The organism is Alteribacter natronophilus (assembly GCF_006007885.1).
Classification (GTDB): Bacteria; Bacillota; Bacilli; order Bacillales; family Salisediminibacteriaceae; genus Alteribacter; species Alteribacter natronophilus.
The window spans coordinates 159,954-182,078 of record NZ_VCRO01000004.1; the positions used below are offsets into that span (position 1 = coordinate 159,954).

Sequence of the window (22,125 nt, forward strand, 5' to 3'; positions counted from 1 at the left end):
CGTCCCTTCGCAGAGGCGTTCAAGAGCACTACAAAAATAATTAGAATCTGCAAAACGCCGCTCCCGGACTGGGAGCGGCGTTTCACATGTTCAGGCTCTGGACTTTTATTCCGTATCCTGTGCAGGTTCTCCAAGGTCAAACAGCTCATCCATACCATCGATTTGCACCTCAAGCAGTTCCTCGCTGATCAGGGATCCGATCCGGCTGTGGGCTTCTGCAGGATCCACTTTTTCGTTCACGATTGAGTTCCTGATTTCCCGTTTCTGTTCCTCGAGGCTTTCTTCACTATCACCCGGATCTCTTTTATCGGTCACTTTAATAATATGGTAGCCGAACTGTGTGGCTACAGGATCGCTGATGTCACCAGGATCCATGCTGAAGGCAGCCTCTTCAAATTCCGGTACCATCATACCTGTGGCGAAAAAGCCCAGGTCTCCACCGCTGTCTGAGTTGGAAGGGTCTGTAGAGTATTCGGCTGCAAGCTCACTGAAATCGGCTCCTTCATCGAGAAGTGTTTTCACTTCCTCTGCCGTATCAGAATCGTCAACGAGAATATGACTGGCCTCGACTTCGGTGTTCATATCAGCATAGCGCGCTTCAATCTCTTCATCCGTGACTTCTATACCGTCCGCTTTAGCTTCTTCCTGCAGGAGGGTCACCTTGACCATGTTCCGGAAGGAGGCTTCGTTTCCATATCCCTGCTGGTCAAGCCACAGATCAAAGTCTTCTCCAATCTGTTCTTTCAGCATGTCCACTTCCCGCTCCACATCCTGGTCACTGACTGTGTAGTGCTCCTCCAGAATCTGAATGGTGACAAGTTCCTGCAGAACTGTTTTGCCGAAACGGTCGACCAGCGCTTCATAGAACTCATCCCCGGTAATGACGCCTGCTGCTGTTTCCGCTACGACATCGTCACCACTTACCGTTCTTTCCTCCGTGGAGGCGTCACTTTCATTTCCCGTACAGGCAGTCAGGACGGCAAGTCCCAGTCCGGCTGCGAGTATTCCTGCTGACTTTTTCATAAGAAAAGCACTCCTTTACTCAGTTATGTAAGAGGCGGACCAGAGCCGGTCCGCCCAAAAGGCAATTATCTTCCGTTGCCCCTGCCCGGACCGACACGGCGCGTTGTCTCGGATGACTGGCTTTCATCTGTTTCGGATGAAGCTGTAAACGTCATCTCTGTCGGACGCGGCCCCTGCCCGCTGCCAGGCTCAGGAATCTGAACGTAAACAGGGACCTCTGCAGTTTCCCCTGCTTCCACTTCAATCAGGTTGTTTTTGAGCACATGCTCCCAGTCTGCCTCGATATCTGTTTCAAGGCGGAAAATATCAGTTTCTTCACCGGTATTGGTGACTTCAAACGTATAAGTGGCGATTCTTCCCGGTGCTGCATGATCGACATCTCCTGCAGCGGCGGTCACTCCGCGCTCATAAGGACCTGCTCCGTCCAGGTGGCGCACGGCTACCCGGTAGGACAGTGCTTCGTCGTCTGCGACAACCTTATCGAGCACATAGAAGTGGAGGCGGTTATATTCATCCACATATTCGTTTACAACCCCGTCGGCTGTTCCCGCTTTAAACAGGGAGTTAGCTAGCTGCTGATAGTCACCGAGGGAAAGCATCTCCTCAGTTCCATCAGGCCTTACAAAGTCGACGAGTTCAATATCCTCCGGATGGGCATCAATAACCCAGATATTCGGCCAGGCTTCATTGTTTCTTGTTTTGGCCATCAGAACCCCTGCATCCATCTGGAAGGAGTCAAAGCCTACACGGTCAACGACTTCGATGGTGTAGTTGTTATACCACCGTTCGCCCCGCTGCATGTCTGCACGCCAGTCGTCTTCAAGATAATTCCTTGGGGTATGATCCACCATTTCAATGTTGAGGCCGTAAAGACCGTCCCGGCCGAATTGCTCACCGGAAGGAACCGAGCGGCTCAGTACTTCAGCAAAAACAGGACCTGTTTCCTCCAGATCATCCCGGTTGACGTTCACGTACTGGTCTTCCGTGATGTAGCCCTGTTTGATTTTGTTGCGCAGCATGTGGTGGGACGGAGCGGAGGCCCCTTCATAGGACGGGATCGTCCAGCGGGTGTGATTTCCGCCCGGTCCGTTAAAGGCACCGCGGCTCATCAGTTCCCACGGTCCGGAGTACGTCCGGGAAACCGGATCCGCATAAGGGTTGTTATAGTTGTCGAGAAGCTCCATAATGTGGCCGAATTCATGTGCAAATACAGCCATTCCGCTGCTTTCCCCCTGAAGGGAAATCCCCTGACTGATGTTGGCCCGTGCCCAGAGACTGGATGCTGCCAGCCACGAAGTCCACGATACGTATCGGGTGTTGGCCCAGTTATTCAGCTCGTCCCGGTACTCTTCCGGCGGACCGAATTCGTCCGTCACGTCCTCCGGATTTTCAAACATCATTTCACCGAACTGCTGCCACACGTCGGATTCGTTGTAGCCTGCATGAACGATAAACGTAAAATCGTAGTCAATACCGGAATCTTCAATATCCTCTTCTGCAGCCGCCAGCGCGTGGTTCATCAGGTTATAGGTGCTGTAACCCTCAGGCATGTCCACCTGCTGGCCGAATTCACCCATCCCGTACTGGAACATGTTGTGCTCCATTTCATAGACACCGTAGGCATCGAGATCCACCGCCCACTGGCCAAAGGAATTCTCCCGCCAGAACTCATCAATCGTACGGTAGTGGTTCAGCTCAGACGGCGTATTTAAGTAATCCAGCCACCACTGCGGAAGCTCTTCACGGGGAATATCACCAACGCCGATCGGGTTTCCGGCAGGGTCGGACCCCTCAGGCTGGCTCAGGATAAATTCCTGGTCGGGGAAGTCCACGAGGACAATAGCCCCTTTTATGTCGAGTTCGGGTTCAATATGATCCGCCTCGTTCCAGTTGATCCCGGGAATCGGCCTGTAATCGTCCCATGTCATATCGCGCGGGAGTTCCCACGTTTCCTCATCAATCGGATCGGGAAATTCTGACTGACCTGGTGGAGAAGCAAAAGCGGTAGTCGAGGAAAAGAGAAGCAGTCCGGTGAGAGAAAGAAGTAATGGTGTTTTTTTTACCTTCACAATAGCCCTCCTTTAATAATTGAACTCAGTCTCAGTCGAGCCCGTCTTCACCTCCTTGAAGTTCTGGCATTTAGACACCCTAAACATAACAAATATTACGAATATTTAGTATTCCTAAATTTAAGTTGAGCAGAAAGTATGAGGGCGGAAGAGAGTGAAAGTATATGAGAATAATGAGAGAGTATAGTACTGAGGACAGGAGGAAGCTAATTTGGGAAAAATGGAGTGGAAAAGTTTTAGAGGAAAAATATCGTGAGGCAGCAGGTTTGGGGATGCGTGTGAAAAAAAGCCCGGGTCTTTTCGGACGGCAGGATGCAGAAACCCTGACGGGAGAGGTAAAAAAAGGGGGCAGACCTTTACGGCCCGCCCCAATTACTATTCAGTACCCTTTCCCGTATTCCAGCTCGTTAACCGGAAGCGACTTACCGGCCACATAGGCTTTCAGGTTTGGAATGAAAATATCCTCCATCACCCGCTCGTTGTAGTAGACCGTCGACCCGGACGTATGCGGGGTGACAATCACCTGCTTCATCTCCCAGAGCGGGCTGTCATCACCGAGCGGCTCCTTTTCAAACACATCCAGTCCGGCTCCGGCGATTGTACCGGCTTCAAGCGCCTGAATGAGTTCTTCTTCAACGACGAGTCCGCCGCGGCCGATATTGATAAAAAAGGCGGTTTCCTTCATGAGGTTAAACTGCTTTTTTCCAAACATCTGAGACGTGTCGTCGGTCAGAGGAAGCGTTGCGATTACGTAGTCACAACGGGGCAGGAGCTCATCAAGCCTGTCCGGCGTAGTCATCTCGTCAATCCATTCGCAAGGTTCTCCGGAGCGTCGGACGCCGAGGGTCCTCATGCCGAATGCCTTCAAGAGGCGTGCCGTTTCCCGGCCGATGGACCCGGCCCCCACGACGGCTGCTGTTTTCCCGTGCATTTCCAGCCCGTTATTTGCGTGGTGCCACGTTTTCGTCTGCTGCTGGCGGACGTATGTATGGATGTTTCTCGTCAGGCCGAGCATAAGGGCGAGAATGGTTTCTGATATCGGATTGGCGTGCACTCCGTTGGCACTGGTCGTTGTTACGCTGCCTTCCTCGAGTTCAGCGAGGGGCAGTCCGTTAATGCCCGCGCTCCACGTCTGCAGCCAGCGAAGATTCGATGAACCGTTTCTGACCGGATCGTTCATTTCTTTTTTCCAGCCGGCGATTACTTCGGCGTCCTGGATGTGGGGAAGCCACACATCGCTTTCTTTACCGGCAATCACGTCCCAGTCAGGGACAATTGATTTCACTTCCTCAAGGTGGAGGTCGGCAATATTATGGGTGATCAGCAGTTTCCGCGCAGAATCGGATTGGGACATCGTAAACTCCTCCAGTTCGTCATTTGGTTTCATAAAAAAAGTATAGCATAGACCAGGTAAACGAACGGGAGTCATAAACCGTCAGAATCGAACGGAAACCAGCTTACAAAAAATTTACATTGTACATGTTTGGAAATTCTGATGGGGGGTACTTAAAAGTAATAGATGGAAAAACGAGGAGGAATCATACTTTGGAATTGCGACGGCAGATTATCATTCAGGAACTGAACAGGGAAGGTGTCTTTGAAACTGAAGATGGCCGCATCATTACACAGCTTTCACTCCAGGAACTCGAACTTGAAAAGTGCCGTTACACCAACAGAATGATGCTCGAGGAAGCAGGAAGCTGATGGAAAACCGAGCTTCTTCCGCTGCCGGAAGGAGGCCGCTGCCGAAGCGGCTTATTTTTTTTGCTCTGTTAAATCTTAATGTTGATTTTTAATAGTTGATTGGAGAGAACGCGCGACACTCCTGCGGAAAGGGAGCGCAGTGAGCGAAAATCAAAAACGAACTTTAACAGAGCCATTTTTTTGTCCTGACGAGTAATCAGGGGCATGGTAAAGTATTAAAAACGGAGCGCTATTGAGAACGCCTCAGGAAAGAAAAACAGCAGAAAAAACGGACCGGATTACCTCGGCCCGTCTGTATCTTTTCGTCTTTCCGCACGAACTGGTATTTCACGGCCGGCTGCTTCATGGGCGCCGAGGCCGTTCTGCTTTTTCACATCTGCTTCAATCTTTTCATCTTCCATTGCGGCGCTGTTCATCGCTTCACGGGCGTCAGTGTTCAGGTTGTGTCCAGCCTGTTCGTTCCACTTGCTCAAAATTTATTCGCCTCCTATGCGATCAGTGCTCGGTGAGCTGCGAAAGAGGAACTTCCTGTTCCTGCTGGGGGTTGTCCAGCGGGTAAATCCGGGCTGTACCTCTCTGTTCGTCCACGTGCTGAATGTAGACCTGGGTGTTAAAGTAGGTAACGTTTGCCATCATAGGTGACTGGCTGATTTCACTTGCGCGTCCTGCATGCATGCTGCGCACCTCCAATTACTTTAGTCCTTTATACTATTTGCCCTCATGAGCAATCATATTCCGAAAGGAGTGAGCCGGATGAAAAAATACACCGTCGATCGGGTAGTTGAAAATGTGTACGCCGTCCTTATGCCGCACGACCCGGCCGAAAAGGACTTTTCCCTTCCCCTGACCGAGCTTCCCATCCAGGTGAAAATGGGGGATGAAATCGAAATCGAAATGGCAAAAGGAAAAGTGACGGCAGCCCGCGTCGTCAAGCGGTACCGGCCTGCCGCAGGTAAACCGCGCCGGGGGTGAGGCGGGGATGACACCCCCGCTGTTAACGTCCGATCTTCTTTTTTGTATGCATCCCGCGCTGGCCGAGTTTTGTCATTTCAATATCGGCTTCAATGGTAAACTCAGCCTCCTGCCAGCCGCCTTCGTCCCACTCAAGCGTTTCAAAATATTTATGATCCATCGCCCAGACCCGGTGGCCGAGAAGCCAGGGTTCCACGTTAATCTCCTGCATTTTGCTGATGGTACTTCTCAGTTCCCGCTCCACCTGTGCGGCAAGCTTCTTCTCAATTTCACTGATCACGTCCTCCGTTGTGTTTACTTCCATGTCAGCCATGTCCACGAGCTCTCCAACACCGTTAACGTTTATATTAAAGTGAACCGGATTATTTGTTTCATAGTCCACCTCCGCTCTGAGGTCGAGCCGGATCGAGGCATCGACCACTTTTCCCCCACTGCTGATCGGCACTGTGTAATTAAGCTCCAGAACTTCCTCTTCTTTAAGAAGGCGGCTCATTCCGACTTCTTTTCCTTTCAGTTCCGCCACCATGTTCTCTTTTTTAAACACAGCAAGGTTTTCGATGACGATTTCGTGATCGGCCGAATGAGCCATCGGGAGAGTGGAGGCCTCGGAAATCATGTTGTAATCCCGGATAAACTCAAACAGCCTGCTTTCGTCAGTACGCGATATTTTCTGCTCGGCGTGAAAGAACCGGTCCAGATACAGGGCAGGCAGACTGATCAGAGGAGATTCGGTAGCAAGAAACCCCTCCACCGATTCCGGCTCTTCTATAATCATCAGATAAACCTGGTTGGAAAGAGGGGGGCGCCGGCCCACAAAATCAATCAGATCCCCAAGTCCTTTCTGGGCCAGTTCCTCACTGATTGCCACAACCTTCAGGTGGCCGAAAAAAAGGACAGTGGGCGTCCTGGATTCAAGGCCGGCGACAGCATCCAGGATTGAATCCCCTTCCTGGCTGAACGTTTTAAATTCGTTGAGGTTAACTCCTTCTTCAGCCCCGATGGCTGTCATAATTGGAACCTGGATCGTCACTTTGTACTCCTGTTCCTCCCCTTTTTCAATGCCAAAGGCAATAATCATCGTCCGGTGATCAATTTCTCTCGCATCCTCCATTGCACAGCCTGAAACTGAACCTATGAGCATGAGCAGCGCGAGCAGAAGAATTCCTTTTTCCCTCATGCCCGTTTCCCCCTGATAAATAAAAACACCAGGAGAAACAGAGGAAGGACGAAGCTGTAAATGAGGACGTTGATATTATACGCCTGCAGGTTCTGTCCGATATATGGCGGGGTCAGAAGAAACAGTACAAAGACAATGACAGCAGCAGACGCAATCAACGGCCACCGTTTTCTGCTCCCGGTGCATTTGTGGCTGATAAAGAAAACAAACCACAGCTGAATCATATAAATCTTAAAAAAAGATACAACCCAGATACCGAGAAAAACAAGATCGAGCCGCTCAAAAACCCCCATCCGTGTCGTTAATGCCTGCACCAGGGACGTAATGGGGGAAAGCTGAACAAGGGACTGTTCAAACCCGAACGTGCCGAGTGTAATGACAGCCACAAGAACGTAGGTGATCATCAGAAACGTTATGGCTGCAATTGCAGGAGGGCCGACAGAAACGTCTTTTCGTACGAACGGGAGAAATCCCAGTACAGCGATAATTCCTCCGTACCGGGCGGCATCCGAAATACTGCTTTTAAAGAAATCGGTTGCTCCGACACCGAAAACCGGAGGGATGTAAATCCATCTGAAGTATCCTGCAAACAGCAGGGCAATAAGAAGAAACAGAACGATAAGCTCCAGAAAGAAAAGAAGGACAACAAATCTGGTGATCGTTTCTATACCTCCGTACCAGACTGCAAATCCTCCGGCGGCAAGAAAGGTAAGCGCCAGAATCCATTCACTGGTATTTGGAAGCAGGTAGACGGCTGTAATCATTGTCAGCCCTTTCAGACCGTTCAGAATACTGTAGATCACACTTCCGAAAAAATAGAGAAGAATGGCCCCGTACAGCCAGGTCCACATCCGGACTTTTACTTCCTTAAAGAGGTCCCGGGACTCGTAATGCCGGGAAAATCGGTGAAGCAGATACAGAAGCAGAAAATACGGCAGCGCTGAGACCGCCAGTTTCAGCCAGGCACTGCGGATTTCCTCCTCTGCCACGTACGGAAGAAAAATCACCCCAAGAGTTACTGTGGAGCAGTAGACAAAGACAAAAATATCGAATGAGCGGAATCCTTTTGTGTTAATGCCCGTAGTCACGATGGTTCCCCCTTATCCCGGTTCTTTGTCCGAAAGAAAATATCTGTCAGTTCCTTTCCGTTAAGCGGCGTCAGCGGAGAAAGAAACGGCTTATGGAATGATTTGATATGACACAGATGAATCATAAGCAGGCAAAGAGCAAGCATTAAACCGAAAAGGCCGAGAAATGAAGCGGCAAGCAGGAGGCCATACCGGATAAGGCGCCAGGAGCTGGAAAACTCCCAGTTCGGCATCGTAAAGTTTGCCACCGCTGTAAAAGCGATCACGATGATCATTGTGCTGCTCACGATACCTGCTTCCACAGCTGCCGTTCCGATCACAAGACCACCTACGATCCCGATCGTCTGACCTACAAAACTCGGCAGACGGATACTGGCCTCCACGAGAACATCAAGAGCGACCATCATCAGAAGTGCCTCCAGGGGAGCGGGAAACGGAATCTGCGCCCTGGACTGTGCGATTGTCAGAGTGAGGGTGGTGGGAATCAGTTCAGGGTGAAAAGCAACTAATGCTACATACAATGCAGGCAGAACAGCACCGACGATCATGGAAAGAAACCTGATTACACGGGGAAACGTCAGATTCCACGGTACGGTATAACCGTTTTCCTCACTTGTCTGGAGCAGGTCCATCATTGTAACGGGAATAACGAGGCAGTACGGTGTGTTGTCGGCAATGATGATTACTTTTCCCTGTGAAAGGGCGTGGGCGGCATTGTCGGGCCGCTCCGTCATAAGGGTCTGGGGAAACAGGGCATAGTAGTGATCCTTAAGGACCATACCAAGCTCTCCCACTGAGAAAAGGTGATCCTTGCGGTACTGCTTAATGCGCCGTTCCGCTTCCTCTACAAGCCCCGGGTCCGCATAGCCTTCGAGATAGAGAAGGGCGGTATGGGTTCGGCTGCCTTTTCCCAGTTCAAATTCCTTAAGCCTGAGATTCTCATGCCTGATCAGTTTCCGGACGAGAGAGATATTCGTCAGGCTGTCTTCTACAAAGCCGTTGTGGGAACCATAGATGTGATTCTCCACTTCTGTAGTCGCGACAGGCCGCTTTTTATAATCAGTGAGAGGAAGAAGGCAGGGAGGCTGGCCGTCTGCATGAACGAGAACATCTCCTTTGGAAAGAGCGGCGATCAGCTCCTTCCACGTGGCAGGACGGGCCAGCCCGGGAGTGCTTAGAATATCTCTTAAATCAGTGATTTCAGCAGCTTCCATGAGGGGAGTAAGAACATTGTCTCGAATCTGATCGTCGTTTGTAATGTCGGAGAAGAATGCCAGAAACACTTTTTTGCCGGATCGTGTGGTAAAGCTCCGTGTATCAAAATCGTCCGATTTCTCAAAGGCCGCCGTAATCTTCTCTTTCATTTCTTCTATAGTACAGGCGTACAGCTCCACAGTTGCTCCTCCCTTCACACCCAATGCTGCCCTTAGCATAAGGAAAACCCCTGCAGGTTATTCCTTCAGGGGTAAAAACAGGAAGATTAAATAAGGGTGTTTCAGGAAGCATGTCCCGGGCCCGCAGCCGTAACAGAAAAAATTCATTATGTATACGCTGGAAAATCGGCTGACAAGGGGCCGGGCACGTAAAGCACCGGCTCAGTCCGACACTTTTACGTCTGTAAGGTCGGTAAAAGAAACATAAGCGGCTTCTCCATCAGAGGTGACAAGGTGAAGTTTCCGCCCGGCATGGTTGATGTAGTGAACATAGCCGTCGACCTGCATGAAATGACCGTCCTTCCAGCAGGTGAGAGACAGTGGACAGTTCCGTGCCATCGCCTCGCACAGGGTCCGCTCAAATTCCTCCATCTGCTGGGGGTCAAGCTGGGGTTTGGGTTCTTTGAAATATGACTGCTGATGCTCCTTCAGCATCCGCACATGCTCCGGCAGCATAAGGGACGTCCATTTAATTGTTCCCCTGTCTTTTTCGTTCATCGGTCATCCCTCCTGTACTTATCATAATGAATTTCGGTAAATAAAACAAGAACGTGTGTTCTTATTTTTAGTGTATGGAGAAACCGCTGAAAACATGTCATGATAAAAGAAGAAAAATACGAAGCAGGGAAGGGTGACCGTAAAATGGCAAATGTACTCGTGGCAGGAAGCTATATCACCGATTTGATGGCACGCACGCCACACATGCCGGGAGCCGGGGAAACCGTGCTCGGCGGCCCGTTCAAAATGGGGCCGGGGGGAAAAGGAGGCAACCAGGCAGTTGCCGCCGCACGGCTCGGAGCGGACGTAACGATGGTAACCAAAGTCGGCGTGGATCCTTTTGGTGACGAGGCAATCCGCAATTTTACCGTTGAAAAAATTAATGCGCCCTGGATTACCCGGCACGAAAAGGAGGCCACCGGTACAGCACTGATCGCCGTCGATGACCAGGGTGAAAACATGATTATCGTCTCGCCGGGTGCGTGCGGAGTGATGACAAAAGAGGATGTGGAGGCTGCGGGAGAGGCTTTTGCCCGGGCAGACGTGATTCTCGTTCAGCTCGAAATCTCCATGGAGGCAGTGAAAGCAGCCGCAGGGATGGCACAAAAGTATGAGAAACCCCTCATTCTGAACCCGGCGCCGTACCAGGAAATCGATGACGATCTCCTCGCCGGTGCCGCTTATATCACACCGAACGAAACGGAAGCCCGTCTCCTGACCGGGATTGACGTACGGGACGAAGCAACCGCCGGGCTTGCTGCACGTAAGCTGGCGGAAAAAGGGGTCCAAAACGTCATCATCACCCTTGGAAAACAGGGATGCTACGTGCCACACAGACGGTGAAGGGACAATGGTAGAGGGCGTCCAGGTGGAAGCCGTGGACACAACGGGCGCAGGAGATGCCTTCAACGGAGCACTCGCTGTTTTTGTCGCAGAGGGAAATGGGATTCATGAAGCCTGCCGGAAAGCAAACCGGGCAGCTGCTCTCTCGGTCACGAGAGAAGGAACGTCCCCTGCCATGGCATACAGGAGCGAAGTGGACTCTCTGTGAGGAACAGAACAGGGGTGGAAGAAGGAGAGGGAAATAAAAAAGAAGAGGCCGGGACATAAAGGAAGTGTCCAACAGAGAGAACCCGGAGAATAAACAGCATTAGCGGATGAAATATACGCTGACTCCTGCGGGAGGAAAAGCGCAGGTGAGACCCCGCAGGGCGAAGCACGCGGAGGCTCAGCCGCTTCCCGCGGAAAGCAGCGTATATTTCAGGAGCGATTTACCTGCCCCGCATATTGGTTGTTCGGATTTCCGTCTGTAAAAACACTTCTGGCCCAGTTTCTACGAAGAATACGATTATTTTTCCTTATAAATGAAGTAGTCAAAGTCCGCAGGCTGTCCGGCTCCGGATGTGTCCTGGCACTGCATGCCCACAAAGGCACCGGTAAAGAAGCCACCGCCCTGAATGTAGTCATCGGACAGTTTCCACGAAGGAAGCTCAGCAGGGATCTCTGTCCAGCTGCTGCCATCGAAGGAATAGGAGTACCGGTAAACGGCTGAATCCACATCAACCCGCAGGTAAACATACTCCACGTCGTCAGGTATCACAGGTTCGCGGCCCTGAAGAGGCTCAGAAAATGAGAAATTATCGCAGACGGTGAGCTTGAGAATCCGCCCTTTGTCCTCATCCAGTGTAATCTGCAGGGCCGTCCAGTTCTGCGTATTGTAGTAGTTTACAAGACCCGCGGCCTGCTGGAAGGACTCAGGCTGGAAGGAAACTCTGGTTTCCGCCTGGAACTGAAAATGCTGCCAGCGTCTGGCCACATAGGCCTGGGTAAACTTCGAGGTCAGCGATTCCCTGCCGTAAATACGGAGGTGGCCGGGGCGGTCCTGAAGCGATACGGTCTGTTCGTTAAGGGGAATACGCAGTGTCTGAAAGTCCAGGCTCAGTTTCTCTGAATCGAAGTCTTCTTTTTCCCCGGTATTTTCCCACTTCACTTCATCAATGGCAGGGCCGGTTATTTCCGCTGACGGCTCGTTTCCACCTGTAACGTACGGCCAGTCGTTCTTCCACTCCAGCCGCTGAATCGCTGTCTCCCGACCGAGGGGACAGAATCCGCGGGGATCAAGCAGTGGCTGTCCTTCCATCGGCAGCGGTCTCCCTGTTAAATGAACGAGGAACCATTCATTCGTATGGGTTTCAACGATCGAGGCATGTCCGGCTTTCTGCAGGGGGTTTCTCGGCGAAGCAAAAGACGAGATGAGCGGGTTTTCCGGATGAACTTCATAGGGCCCCCATAGATTTTCCGAGCGGGCAATGGTAGCCTGATGGTCGTATTTTGTACCGCCTTCAGCAGTTAACAGATAATAATAACCGTTGATTTTATACAGATGCGGCGCTTCGGTAAGCTTTACATCCGTACCTTTAAAAATGATTTCCTTTGGCCCTGTCAGCTTCCTTTCCTCGGCATTGTATTCCTGAAGGACGATGCCGTAAAAAGGATGATTGCCCACACGCTGGTCCCAGACCATGTTCACGAAGTACTTTCTTCCATCATCGTCATGGAAAAGAGAGGGGTCAAAGCCTGAACTGTTCATATGTACCGGCTCCGACCACTCACCGTCGATCGTCTCGCAGGTAACGAGGTAATTATGACAGTCTTTCCACTGTCCCTCTGTCACTTTTACGTCGGTATAAATGAGCCAGAACTTTCCGTCGCTGTAGGAAAGAGCAGGAGCCCAGATTCCGCCGGAGTCGGGGTTGCCCATCATGTTAAGCTGGCTGAGCCGGTTTAAAGGTCTTGAAACGAGACGCCAGTTTTTCAGATCCCTGGAATGATAGATTCCCACCCCGGGAAACCATTCGAATGTGGAAACGGCGATGTAATAGTCTTCGCCAGCACGGCAGATGCTCGGGTCGGGATTGAAGCCTGTAAGAATTGGATTTTGAATCATGTTCATTACTTCATCTCCTCTGTTTTTTCTTCTATATTTACTGCCAGAAACTGCTCTGCAGAAAAGGCAGCAACTCCGAGAGCGGCGGATCTTTTCTCCAGCTTTGAAAAGTGAATCTCAAAGTCCTTCTCGGATGGGGAGCTGCCCTGCTGATTAAGACAGTCTGCCAGCGCAGGCTCCAGCCACTCCTGGAGGAGGACGAGTCTGTTGCCGATAATAATCTGCTCAGGGTTGAAGCTGTTAATAATACTGTTTATCCCAACCGCCAGGTAGCGGCTGTGGGCCTGGATCAGTTTAATCGTTTCTGCATCTCCGGTCTCTGCAAGGAAGATGATGTCTTCCAGTGAAAGGCTGTTACCGGAGCGGGAAAGGTTCTGCTCACGTGCCAGTTTCAGAAGGGCTTTCTCCGAGGCATAGAGCTCCCAGCATCCTCTGTTGCCGCATTTGCAGACGGGTCCTTCCATATTAATGGTCATATGACCGAGCTCTCCTGACAGCCCGTTGTGTCCTCTGTACAGCTCACCGTTCAGAATGAGGCCAACCCCAATCCCGATGCCGCCGCTGATATAAATGATGTCATTTAATTCTTTTCCGGCACCGAACTTTTTCTCCCCGTAAGCCCCGGCGTTGGCTTCATTCTCAATTCTGACAGGAACCTGGTAGCGGTCTTCAATCACGCTTTTCAGATCAGCGTTTTTCCAGTCAAGGTTTGGGGCAAGCAGTATTTCACCTGAAAGACTGACTGTACCTGGTACGCCAATCCCGATCCCCACGACGCCGTAAGTGGATTCAGGCATCTCCTTTATCAGGGCGTCAATGACCTGAAAGAGCAGGTCCTGCGTGTCGTCGAGGGACAGATTTTCCACTTTCATCTGCTTTTCGTTGCAGATGTTCCCCTGAAGATCGCATAAAACCGCAAGAATGTAGTTCACGCCGATGTCAATCCCGATGGAATAGCCGGCAGACTGATTAAACAGCAGCATGACCGGGCGTCTGCCTCCGCTGGAGACCCCGGGGCCGGATTCGGAAATGAGATCCTCCTCAAGCAGGTCACTCACCATGGAGGAAACGGTTCCCTTATTCAGTCCCGTCTGGGCGGCAATGCCGGCACGTGAGATCGGATAGGAATGAATAATGGAATGAAGAACCAGTGATTTGTTCCGCTTTTTAACAACGTGCTGATTGAATGTCTGAATCATTTTCATAGTCGGCTCCACACTTTCTTTTTTAGATTCTACGTTTGATCGCGTTTAAAAACGGTGTGAAGAGTATGTTTGAATGATTTGAAAACGCTTTAGTGGAATCTATTATAGCATTTATAGTTTTTATTATACACTTAGTTTATCCACTGGACAAACTATGATTGTGATGATATTCTGAATTTACAGTCTTACTTTTTCAAAAATTAAAGGGGGAAACATCATGGTGAAAATGAAAGCGATTTCTTCGTTTGCTGCTTTAGCTGCGCTGAGTCTGGCTGCTTCAGGATGTGGAGGAACCGATGATGCGAATGTGGAAGGAAGCGGTAACGGTGACAGCGGTGATTCGGCAACAGTTGAATTCATGCATCTATGGCCTCAGGGAAGTTCTGCTGAGCATCATCGCATTGTTAATGAAATTATTGATGATTTTGAGTCGGAGAACAGCGGCATTAACATCGACCTGCAGGTTCTGAGCAACGAGCAGTACAAGGATCAGATGACGGTGCTGTCATCTTCCAATCAGCTTCCTGACGTAGGAATGACGTGGGCTGCGGGCTATCTTGATCCGTTTGTAAATGGCAATCAGTTTGCCCCGCTGGATGATATGCTGGAAGACGGACTGAGAGATGAGTTTGTGGCAGGAACACTTGAAGCCTATGAAAAAGACGGTGAGACGTACGGCCTTCCCCTTGAACTGAACACGGTATATGTCTACTATAACCAGGCGATCTTTGACGAGTACGGTCTAGAGGCACCACAGACCTATGACGAGCTTGAGGCAGTCATCGATACACTGAATGAAAATAATGTGGAGCCGATTGCACTCGGAAACAGAGACCGCTGGACCGGCTCCATGTGGTACATGTACTTTGCTGACCGCATTGGCGGGGAAGATGCCCTGAACAGCGCGATCGACAGAAGCGGATCTTTTGAAGACCCGGCGCTTGTAGAGGCAGCGGCAAAAGTACAGGAAATGGTTGAAAATGATTCTTTTGCAAGCGGATTCAACGGACTGGCCGATGAAGAAGCCAAGAGTATGTTTATGAATGACCAGGCTGCCATGTATATGATTGCCACCTGGGACCTTCCGAACTATACCACAAATGAGGATGTTCCTCAGGAATTCCGGGACAACGTGGGTTACTTTAAATTCCCTACTGTAGATGGGGAAGGGGACACTGACAGCTTTGTCGGGGGACCTGGTGTTGGTCTGTTTGTGAGTGAAAACTCGGACGTTCAGGACGAGGCGAAACAGTTTGCAGCCTACTTTGTACAGGAGTGGGGAGAAAGAGCAGTCAGTGAAGCCGGCGTAATCCCGGCAACGATTGTGGACGGAGAGGATCTGGAGCTTCCGGACATGTATGTGGAGGTTCTTGAAGATCTCAACCAGGCTACGAATCTCACACTTTATGCAGATGTTCAGATGAGTGCCTCGGTGGCCCAGACACACCTGGATCTGATTCAGTCGCTGTTTGGTATGGAAATTACCCCTGAGGAATTTGCAGAGAAGCACGAGGAAGCTCTTTCGCAGGAGTAACCGGACCGGATGTCCGGAGCCGAACGGGAAACGAGCAGGTAAGAAAAGGGCGGTCTTAATCACATGATTGCCCTTTTCCATTCTTTTTTTACTGGAGTTGTGGAATATGAATAAAGTCATGTCTGACAAATGGTTTATTACCCTTTATATTCTGCCTGCGATGCTGCTGCTTGGCATTCTGATCTTTATTCCACTGGTTCTTACAGGCTATTACGGCCTGATGAGGTGGGACGGCATTGGTTCGATGGAATTTATCGGTCTCGCCAATTATATAAATGTTCTTCAGGACGGGGTCTTCTGGCGAAGCGCAGGTCATTCTTTTCTGCTGGCTCTTTTTTCAACACTGAGTCTGATCATTTACCTTGCTGTGGCAATGATTCTCGCCTCGAAAATAAAAGGTGCGGACTTTTTGAGGAAGATCTATCTGATTCCGATGCTTTTATCATCCGTGGCGATTGCCCAGCTCTGGATCAAAATCTATAACCCTTCCAATGGAATGCTGAATGAAATTCTACGGGGTCTGGGTGTTCAGAATCCGCCATTATGGCTTGCGGATCCGAACATCGTCCTGTACTCGATTTTCGTTCCGATTCTCTGGCAGTACGCAGGTTTTTATATTCTTATTTATTATGCAGCGCTTAAAGGAATCCCGGAGTCCATCGTTGAAGCAGCAAAAATCGACGGGGCTACACCAATTCAGATTGCCTACAAGATTAAACTGCCTCTTATTATGGGGGTAGTGAAAGTAACCGTGGTTCTTGCCATCATCGGTTCTCTGAAATACTTTGACCTTATCTGGGTCATGACCGGCGGCGGGCCGAACGGGGCAAGTGAAGTAATGGCCTCGTATATGTATAAACTCGCATTTGCGAACAATAATTTCGGATACGGAAGTGCAGTTGCATTTATGCTGCTTTTAATAACACTCCTGGTTACGTTAATTGTGCGCAAACTCACTGCGGATAAAGAAGAACTTCAATATTAGGGAGGTTGACATATGGGACGGATCGGCTACTTCCTGCTGTACATCTGTTTAAGTATAGTGGCGGTCTTTCAGATTTTTCCGATCGTCTGGCTGTTTTTATTTTCCCTTAAGGATAATCGGGAAATCTTTGCAGGATCCCCTTTTGCTCTTCCGAGTGAAATTCAATGGCAGAACTACGTAAACGTCTGGCAGGGAGGGATCGGAAACTATTTCTTTAACAGTGTCTGGATTACCGGCGTTTCGATTGCACTGACGCTGCTGTTTGCAAGTATGGCAGTTTTTGTGATTACGAGAATGACGTGGAAGCTGAATAAGTTTTTCCTCGGCCTGTTTATGGTCGGACTGATGATCCCGATTCATTCATCATTAATTCCGCTGTTCAGCATGTTTTTAAGTGTGAACCTGATTGATAACCCGTGGTCCATTGTTCTCACCTATACGGCTTATAACCTGCCGATTACGATGATGATTCTGCTCGGTTTCTTCTACACGATTCCGAGAGAGATCGAGGAGGCTGCCATTATCGACGGGGCATCTCTTCACCGGCTGTTCTTTGGGATCATTTTACCGATCTCCACTCCAATCCTGTCGACGACTGCCATTATTAACATGATTTATAACTGGAATGAATTCGTATTTGTAAATACGTTTATCTCCTCTGACCGTTACAAAACGCTGACGGTGGGGATTCAGAATTTCGTCGGCCAGTATATGACCGACTGGGGTGCGATCGGCGCCACGCTTGTGATCAGTGTGCTTCCAATTCTCATTGCCTTCCTGTTTTTCAGTAACAAAATCGTCGACGGCATTTCCTCGAGTGCGGTTAAGGGATAGATGAGATTAATTATGGAGCGAAAGGCGGCGATTCCGGCGGGAACAACATCAGGTGAAGACCCCGCAGGGACGTTTTTCCCGAGGAGGCTGAAGCGATGCCCGCGGAAAGCGTCCGCCTGCAGCCTGATAAAAAAACCACCCGCCGGGAAGCGGGCAGTTATTGAGGCTGCTGTTTCTCCTGGATCCTGTTAAAGGCATGGTGAGCAAACCACATCATGATGAACCCGGAGTAGCTGACCCCGAAAATAAATCCGAGGGCAGGGACCGCGGAGACGAGAGTGTAAAAAGCTCCGAGACTGATGAGCATCAGCAGCGTATGTCCGGGACTGACCAGCATTGTGAGAAAGGCGTTTTTGGCTGTTTTGAAAAGAGACAGGTCAAAGTGAACATAAGCCGGAAACAGATAGGACAGAATCATCAGAAACAAAAGCAGTCCTGCAAGAAGAGGCGCTGACGTCCATGTAAACAGTTCTCCGATGTTGGCATGGAGAAAAAAGAGATTGAACACGAAAATTGAAGATAGCAGATAAATGACAATCCCAAGCTGATTGCTTTTCAGAAATTCGATTTTATAGTACTTCCAGAATGTCGTGAAGACAGGGAGATCCGTGTCTCCCATCAGCCACCTCCTGATAACGGAGAACATGGCTGCTGTGGCCGGAAAGAGTCCGAGCAGGACAGCTCCGGCAAGTGTGAATACGATCCATAACACGTTTATGTATGCAAATCTGGTAATCCATTCCATCATGCTGTACAGTGTGCGGCTCATCTGATCCCTCCTGACATTAACGTCAGTTTCATTATAAGGGATTTATGGATGGATGTAACACCTTTGTTTGTCTATTGAATTAACAAAGAAAAAATATACGTTAATTTCCAGGAGGTAACAACTATGACAATGTTTAAATCTGTTGAAAAAGTGAAGTTTGAAGGACCCCGCTCAACGAATCCGTATGCCTTTAAGTTTTATGACCCGCAGGAAAAAATAGCCGGAAAGACAATGGAAGAGTACCTCCGTTTCGGCGTTGCCTACTGGCATACCTTTACAGAGGATCTGTCGGATCCGTTCGGTACAGGCACGGCAGACCGTCCGTGGGATCATTTTAAAGGAATGGACCTGGCGAAAGCACGGGTGGAGGCAGCTTTTGAGTTTTTCGAAAAGCTCGGCGTACCGTATTTCTGTTTTCACGATGTGGATATTGCCCCTGAAGGTGACAGTTTAAGAGAAACGTACCGAAACCTCGATGAGATCACCGGGATGATCAAAGAATATATGAAAGACAGTAAAACGAAGCTTCTCTGGAATACAGCGAACAACTTTACGAACCCACGTTTTGTGCATGGAGCGGCTTCCTCCAGCAATGCAGACGTGTTTGCCTACTCTGCTGCAAAAGTGAAAAAAGGTCTCGAAATCGGAAAAGAGCTTGGTGCGGAAAACTACGTATTCTGGGGCGGCCGTGAAGGGTATGAAACGCTTCTGAACACGGATCTCAAACTGGAGCTGGACAACATGGGACGCTTCTTCCATATGGCTGTCGACTATGCGAAGGAAATCGGCTTTGACGCCCAGTTTCTCATTGAGCCGAAACCGAAAGAACCGACTTCCCATCAGTATGATTTCGATGTGGCAAGCGGGTATGCATTCCTCCAGCATTACGGACTGCAGGACCACTTTAAATTCAACATTGAAGCCAATCACGCCACGCTGGCCGGCCATACGTTTGAGCACGAACTCCGCTACGCCCGCACTCACGGCATGCTCGGATCAGTGGATGCCAATCAGGGGCACCCGCTGCTCGGATGGGACACAGATGAATTTCCGACTGACCTTTACTCAACGACACTTGCCATGTATGAAATTATTAAAAATGGCGGGCTCGGTTCAGGCGGCCTGAATTTTGATGCAAAAGTGAGACGGGGTTCCTTTGAAGCGGAAGACCTGTTTGAAGCACACGTCGCCGGTATGGATGCTTTTGCAGTCGGACTGAAGGTGGCGCAGAAGCTGATTGATGATAACGTGATGGAGGATCTGGTCAGCAGCCGTTACAAGAGCTATACAGAGGGAATCGGCAAGGACATTGTGGACGGTAAGGCAGACTTTAAACAGCTTGAGGACCATGCCCTCAGCCTCGGCGAGATTAAGAATCAATCCGGCAAACAGGAGCGCATTAAAGCGGTCATCAATCAGTACCTGCTCCGTGCGTACGCTGGAGAATAACAACAGGACACGGGGAGGGAACAGGTAAATGAAGTATGTGATCGGTGCAGACCTGGGAACCAGCTCAGTAAAGCTGCTCCTGGTTGATCAGAACGGGACGGTCGTTCACGAGGTATCACGGCCGTATCCTCTCTATCAGACCTCGGGAGGCTACAGTGAGCAGGATCCGGACGACTGGGTGAAGGAAACGATTGCCGGCCTGGCCGAACTTGTGGCCGGATTTTCCGGAAACCCTGAAGATATAGAGGGGCTCAGCTTTTCGGGACAGATGCACGGCCTCGTACTGCTGGATGAGAATCACGAACCACTCCGCAGAGCGATTCTCTGGAACGATACGAGAACAACAGCCGAATGCCGGGAGATTTACGAAAAAGCCGGGAAAGAACGGCTGCTGGAGATTACGAAAAATCCGGCACTTGAGGGCTTTACGCTCCCTAAAATTCTCTGGGTCAAAAAGCACGAACCGGAACTCTTTTCAAGAGCGGTTGCGTTTCTTTTACCGAAAGACTATGTGCGTCTTAAACTGACTGAGAAGCTTCATATGGAGTATTCCGATGCTGCCGGAACACTGCTCCTCGATATTTCGGAAAAAGCGTGGAGTAAGGAGCTGTGCAGCGTGTTTGAACTTCCTGAAGGATTCTGCCCGCCGCTTGTGGAACCGGGAGATGAAACAGGACGGATCACAGCAAGTGCAGCAGAAGCAGCAGGTCTGCCTGACACCCTCCGTGTTTTTGCCGGAGGTGCCGACAATGCCTGCGGCGCGATCGGAGCCGGCATCCTGGAGGAGGGAAAAACGCTGGTGAGCATCGGTACGTCAGGCGTGTTGCTGTCCTATGAAAAAGATCACGCTAAGGACTTTAACGGTTCGGTTCATTACTTTAACCACGGGGCTCCCGGTGCCTGGTATACGATGGGGGTTACGCTTGCGGCAGGACACAGCCTGAGCTGGTTTAAGAATGTGTTTGCCAAAGGGGAGGACTTTGACAGCCTGCTTGAAAACGTGGACAAAGTACCCCCGGGTGCTAACGGTCTCTTATTCACCCCCTATATCAACGGGGAAAGAACCCCGCACGCGGATGCACAGATCAGAGGAAGCTTTATCGGGATGGATGCCTCCCACCGCCGGGAGGACTTTACCCGTGCGGTTCTGGAGGGCATCACCTATTCCCTTAACGAGTCGGCTGCTGTTTTCAGGGAGAACGGGAAAACAATCGACACGATCGTTTCCATCGGCGGCGGAGCAAAGAACGACGTCTGGCTTCAGATGCAGGCGGACATTTTCGGGGCGAAAATTGTGAAACTGGCAAATGAACAGGGGCCGGGCATGGGAGCGGCCATGCTCGCTGCCGTAGGATGCGGCTGGTACGATACGCTTGCCGCTTGTGCGGATACTTTTGTGGAAGTGGAAAAAGAGTATCTCCCTGATCCATTGAACCAGGAAGTGTATGCAGAACATTTCCGTCTGTATCAGGGTGTGTACGCTAAGACGCGGGAACTGAGTGAACAGCTGGCGGCATTTAGAAAGTAACTGTAAGACACAGGGAGAGCACAGGGCAAAAGAGCGCTGTGCTCTTTTTGTGCCGTCACTCCAGGTGAAGGATGGGAAAAATGTCTCCGATCGCTTATAATAAAGCTGGAAGTCACATTTACAGGGAGTATCGGATCTCATGGACCTTTTCATTTATTTTGCGGTTATTCCGGCCGTCTCAATTGGAGCCGGGGTACTCGCGTTTTACTTTGCATACAGGGAATGGTGGATGGCGCCTCTCGTAACCGGTGTGCTCTACATCGGCATTTATGCAGTGGCCGTCCAGTCGTTCGCCCAGTCGCTTGCCAATCCTTTTCTGATCCCGGTCAGCGCCCTTGCCGCACTCATCGTCTGGTTCTTCAATCCGTCCGAAGAGATAAAGGAGGAAAAGGAAGACGAAATGATGGCATTCTCGAAAAAATGGCGCAAGTCCGAAGGGGACAATTCGTAGCGGGAGTTGCATAACTAACAGGCAATGGCTGTGCGTGCATCGGCCAGACCGGAGCAGCACCGGTCAGGCTGGAAGACTATAAGCGGCTCCGTACATTACCTAAGGGGTTGTCCAGATGACCGGACAACCCCTTATTGAAATTTTCAGAAAGTAATAGTATACTTGTCTGAAAGCGCTATCATTACATAGGGGGAATCACGATGGCATCAGTAGCAGAACAGTTGAAGCAGGTAATGGATAACCGCAGCCTTACACCAGAACAGGTAGCTGAAAAAAGCGGCCTGTCCCCGGAGGTGCTCCGGGATCTCGACGGCCACATGGACATCGCCGTTCTGGAAAAAATATCAGAGAGCCTGAACGTGACGTTCAGGATCGGCTCGTCTTCCATTTAAAAGAATAGTACGCACTGAAAAAGTCTGGGGCTTGTCCTCAGGCTTTTTTTAAACGCTGTGTTCGTAT

The 22,125-nt window shown here is 50.2% G+C and carries 23 protein-coding genes; 11 read left to right on the top strand and 12 right to left on the bottom strand.

Going from position 1 to position 22,125, the window contains the following annotated elements; genetic code table 11:
- Positions 1-105: 105 nt before the first annotated feature.
- From FGB90_RS13635 to FGB90_RS13645, 3 genes are all read right to left on the bottom strand, one after another.
- Positions 106-1,023 carry a peptidylprolyl isomerase gene (locus FGB90_RS13635; RefSeq protein ID WP_138811401.1) on the bottom strand — a complete coding sequence of 306 codons (918 nt, stop codon included), beginning with the start codon at positions 1,021-1,023 and terminating at the stop codon, positions 106-108.
- Positions 1,024-1,088: 65 nt separating this feature from the next.
- Positions 1,089-3,092, bottom strand: coding sequence for a M6 family metalloprotease domain-containing protein (locus FGB90_RS13640; protein ID WP_138811402.1), 2,004 nt, complete (start codon positions 3,090-3,092; stop codon positions 1,089-1,091).
- A gap of 379 nt (positions 3,093-3,471) precedes the next feature.
- Positions 3,472-4,446 (bottom strand): D-2-hydroxyacid dehydrogenase, encoded by a 975-nt coding sequence (locus FGB90_RS13645; RefSeq protein ID WP_138811403.1) that lies wholly within the window; start codon positions 4,444-4,446, stop codon positions 3,472-3,474.
- Positions 4,447-4,637: 191 nt separating this feature from the next.
- Here FGB90_RS13645 and FGB90_RS19740 point away from each other — a divergent pair, with 191 nt between their 5' ends.
- Positions 4,638-4,796 (top strand): hypothetical protein, encoded by a 159-nt coding sequence (locus tag FGB90_RS19740; RefSeq protein ID WP_171051833.1) that lies wholly within the window; start codon positions 4,638-4,640, stop codon positions 4,794-4,796.
- Positions 4,797-5,074: 278 nt separating this feature from the next.
- Here the strand turns inward: FGB90_RS19740 and FGB90_RS13650 are convergent, their stop codons facing one another.
- Entirely contained in the window at positions 5,075-5,269 is a 195-nt protein-coding gene (locus FGB90_RS13650; protein WP_138811404.1) for a hypothetical protein, read from the bottom strand.
- A gap of 22 nt (positions 5,270-5,291) precedes the next feature.
- The gene (locus FGB90_RS13655) at positions 5,292-5,471 is read right to left on the bottom strand and encodes a small acid-soluble spore protein H (protein ID WP_138811405.1); all 180 of its coding nucleotides are present in this window, start codon (positions 5,469-5,471) and stop codon (positions 5,292-5,294) included.
- Between the two features lie 78 nt (positions 5,472-5,549).
- Between FGB90_RS13655 and FGB90_RS13660 the strand changes: the two genes are divergently transcribed.
- The gene (locus tag FGB90_RS13660; RefSeq protein ID WP_138811406.1) at positions 5,550-5,768 is read left to right on the top strand and encodes a hypothetical protein; all 219 of its coding nucleotides are present in this window, start codon (positions 5,550-5,552) and stop codon (positions 5,766-5,768) included.
- A gap of 22 nt (positions 5,769-5,790) precedes the next feature.
- Here the strand turns inward: FGB90_RS13660 and FGB90_RS13665 are convergent, their stop codons facing one another.
- The 4 genes from FGB90_RS13665 to FGB90_RS13680 form a co-directional block, all read right to left on the bottom strand.
- Entirely contained in the window at positions 5,791-6,945 is a 1,155-nt protein-coding gene (locus FGB90_RS13665) for a Ger(x)C family spore germination protein (RefSeq protein WP_138811407.1), read from the bottom strand.
- A complete protein-coding gene (locus FGB90_RS13670) occupies positions 6,942-8,033 on the bottom strand; it encodes a GerAB/ArcD/ProY family transporter (protein WP_171051834.1) in 1,092 nt (363 codons plus the stop codon). Before FGB90_RS13670 ends, FGB90_RS13665 begins: the two co-directional genes overlap by 4 nt.
- Positions 8,030-9,466 carry a spore germination protein gene (locus tag FGB90_RS13675; RefSeq protein ID WP_138811409.1) on the bottom strand — a complete coding sequence of 479 codons (1,437 nt, stop codon included), beginning with the start codon at positions 9,464-9,466 and terminating at the stop codon, positions 8,030-8,032. Before FGB90_RS13675 ends, FGB90_RS13670 begins: the two co-directional genes overlap by 4 nt.
- 162 nt (positions 9,467-9,628) lie before the next feature.
- Positions 9,629-9,964 carry a YolD-like family protein gene (locus FGB90_RS13680; protein WP_138811410.1) on the bottom strand — a complete coding sequence of 112 codons (336 nt, stop codon included), beginning with the start codon at positions 9,962-9,964 and terminating at the stop codon, positions 9,629-9,631.
- A gap of 144 nt (positions 9,965-10,108) precedes the next feature.
- Between FGB90_RS13680 and FGB90_RS13685 the strand changes: the two genes are divergently transcribed.
- Positions 10,109-10,807 (top strand): ribokinase, encoded by a 699-nt coding sequence (locus FGB90_RS13685; RefSeq protein ID WP_210237242.1) that lies wholly within the window; start codon positions 10,109-10,111, stop codon positions 10,805-10,807.
- A 7-nt stretch (positions 10,808-10,814) separates the two neighbouring features.
- Positions 10,815-11,015 carry a PfkB family carbohydrate kinase gene (locus FGB90_RS20140; protein ID WP_210237243.1) on the top strand — a complete coding sequence of 67 codons (201 nt, stop codon included), beginning with the start codon at positions 10,815-10,817 and terminating at the stop codon, positions 11,013-11,015.
- 297 nt (positions 11,016-11,312) lie between these two features.
- Here FGB90_RS20140 and FGB90_RS13690 read toward each other — a convergent pair whose 3' ends face one another.
- Positions 11,313-12,917 carry a glycoside hydrolase family 43 protein gene (locus tag FGB90_RS13690; protein WP_138811411.1) on the bottom strand — a complete coding sequence of 535 codons (1,605 nt, stop codon included), beginning with the start codon at positions 12,915-12,917 and terminating at the stop codon, positions 11,313-11,315.
- Complete coding sequence (locus FGB90_RS13695; protein ID WP_138811412.1) at positions 12,917-14,116, bottom strand: ROK family transcriptional regulator; 1,200 nt, start codon at positions 14,114-14,116, stop codon at positions 12,917-12,919. The genes FGB90_RS13690 and FGB90_RS13695 overlap by 1 nt, the downstream gene beginning before the upstream one ends.
- 217 nt (positions 14,117-14,333) lie before the next feature.
- Between FGB90_RS13695 and FGB90_RS13700 the strand changes: the two genes are divergently transcribed.
- The 3 genes from FGB90_RS13700 (at position 14,334) to FGB90_RS13710 (ending at position 17,469) form a co-directional block, all read left to right on the top strand.
- A complete protein-coding gene (locus FGB90_RS13700) occupies positions 14,334-15,650 on the top strand; it encodes an extracellular solute-binding protein (protein ID WP_138811413.1) in 1,317 nt (438 codons plus the stop codon).
- A 106-nt stretch (positions 15,651-15,756) separates the two neighbouring features.
- Positions 15,757-16,635: a carbohydrate ABC transporter permease gene (locus FGB90_RS13705; protein ID WP_138811414.1), complete on the top strand. Its 879-nt coding sequence runs from the start codon at positions 15,757-15,759 to the stop codon at positions 16,633-16,635.
- A gap of 12 nt (positions 16,636-16,647) precedes the next feature.
- The gene (locus tag FGB90_RS13710; RefSeq protein WP_138811415.1) at positions 16,648-17,469 is read left to right on the top strand and encodes a carbohydrate ABC transporter permease; all 822 of its coding nucleotides are present in this window, start codon (positions 16,648-16,650) and stop codon (positions 17,467-17,469) included.
- Positions 17,470-17,626: 157 nt separating this feature from the next.
- Here FGB90_RS13710 and FGB90_RS13715 read toward each other — a convergent pair whose 3' ends face one another.
- Complete coding sequence (locus FGB90_RS13715; protein WP_138811416.1) at positions 17,627-18,238, bottom strand: YesL family protein; 612 nt, start codon at positions 18,236-18,238, stop codon at positions 17,627-17,629.
- Between the two features lie 123 nt (positions 18,239-18,361).
- On the opposite strand from FGB90_RS13715, the gene xylA reads away from it, so the two are divergent.
- From xylA to FGB90_RS13735, 4 genes are all read left to right on the top strand, one after another.
- Positions 18,362-19,687 carry a xylose isomerase gene (xylA, locus tag FGB90_RS13720; RefSeq protein WP_138811417.1) on the top strand — a complete coding sequence of 442 codons (1,326 nt, stop codon included), beginning with the start codon at positions 18,362-18,364 and terminating at the stop codon, positions 19,685-19,687.
- Positions 19,688-19,715: 28 nt separating this feature from the next.
- Positions 19,716-21,215 (top strand): xylulokinase, encoded by a 1,500-nt coding sequence (xylB, locus tag FGB90_RS13725; RefSeq protein WP_138811418.1) that lies wholly within the window; start codon positions 19,716-19,718, stop codon positions 21,213-21,215.
- A gap of 139 nt (positions 21,216-21,354) precedes the next feature.
- Entirely contained in the window at positions 21,355-21,666 is a 312-nt protein-coding gene (locus FGB90_RS13730) for a hypothetical protein (protein ID WP_138811419.1), read from the top strand.
- A gap of 200 nt (positions 21,667-21,866) precedes the next feature.
- A complete protein-coding gene (locus FGB90_RS13735) occupies positions 21,867-22,058 on the top strand; it encodes a helix-turn-helix domain-containing protein (RefSeq protein ID WP_138811420.1) in 192 nt (63 codons plus the stop codon).
- Positions 22,059-22,125 lie beyond the last annotated feature (67 nt).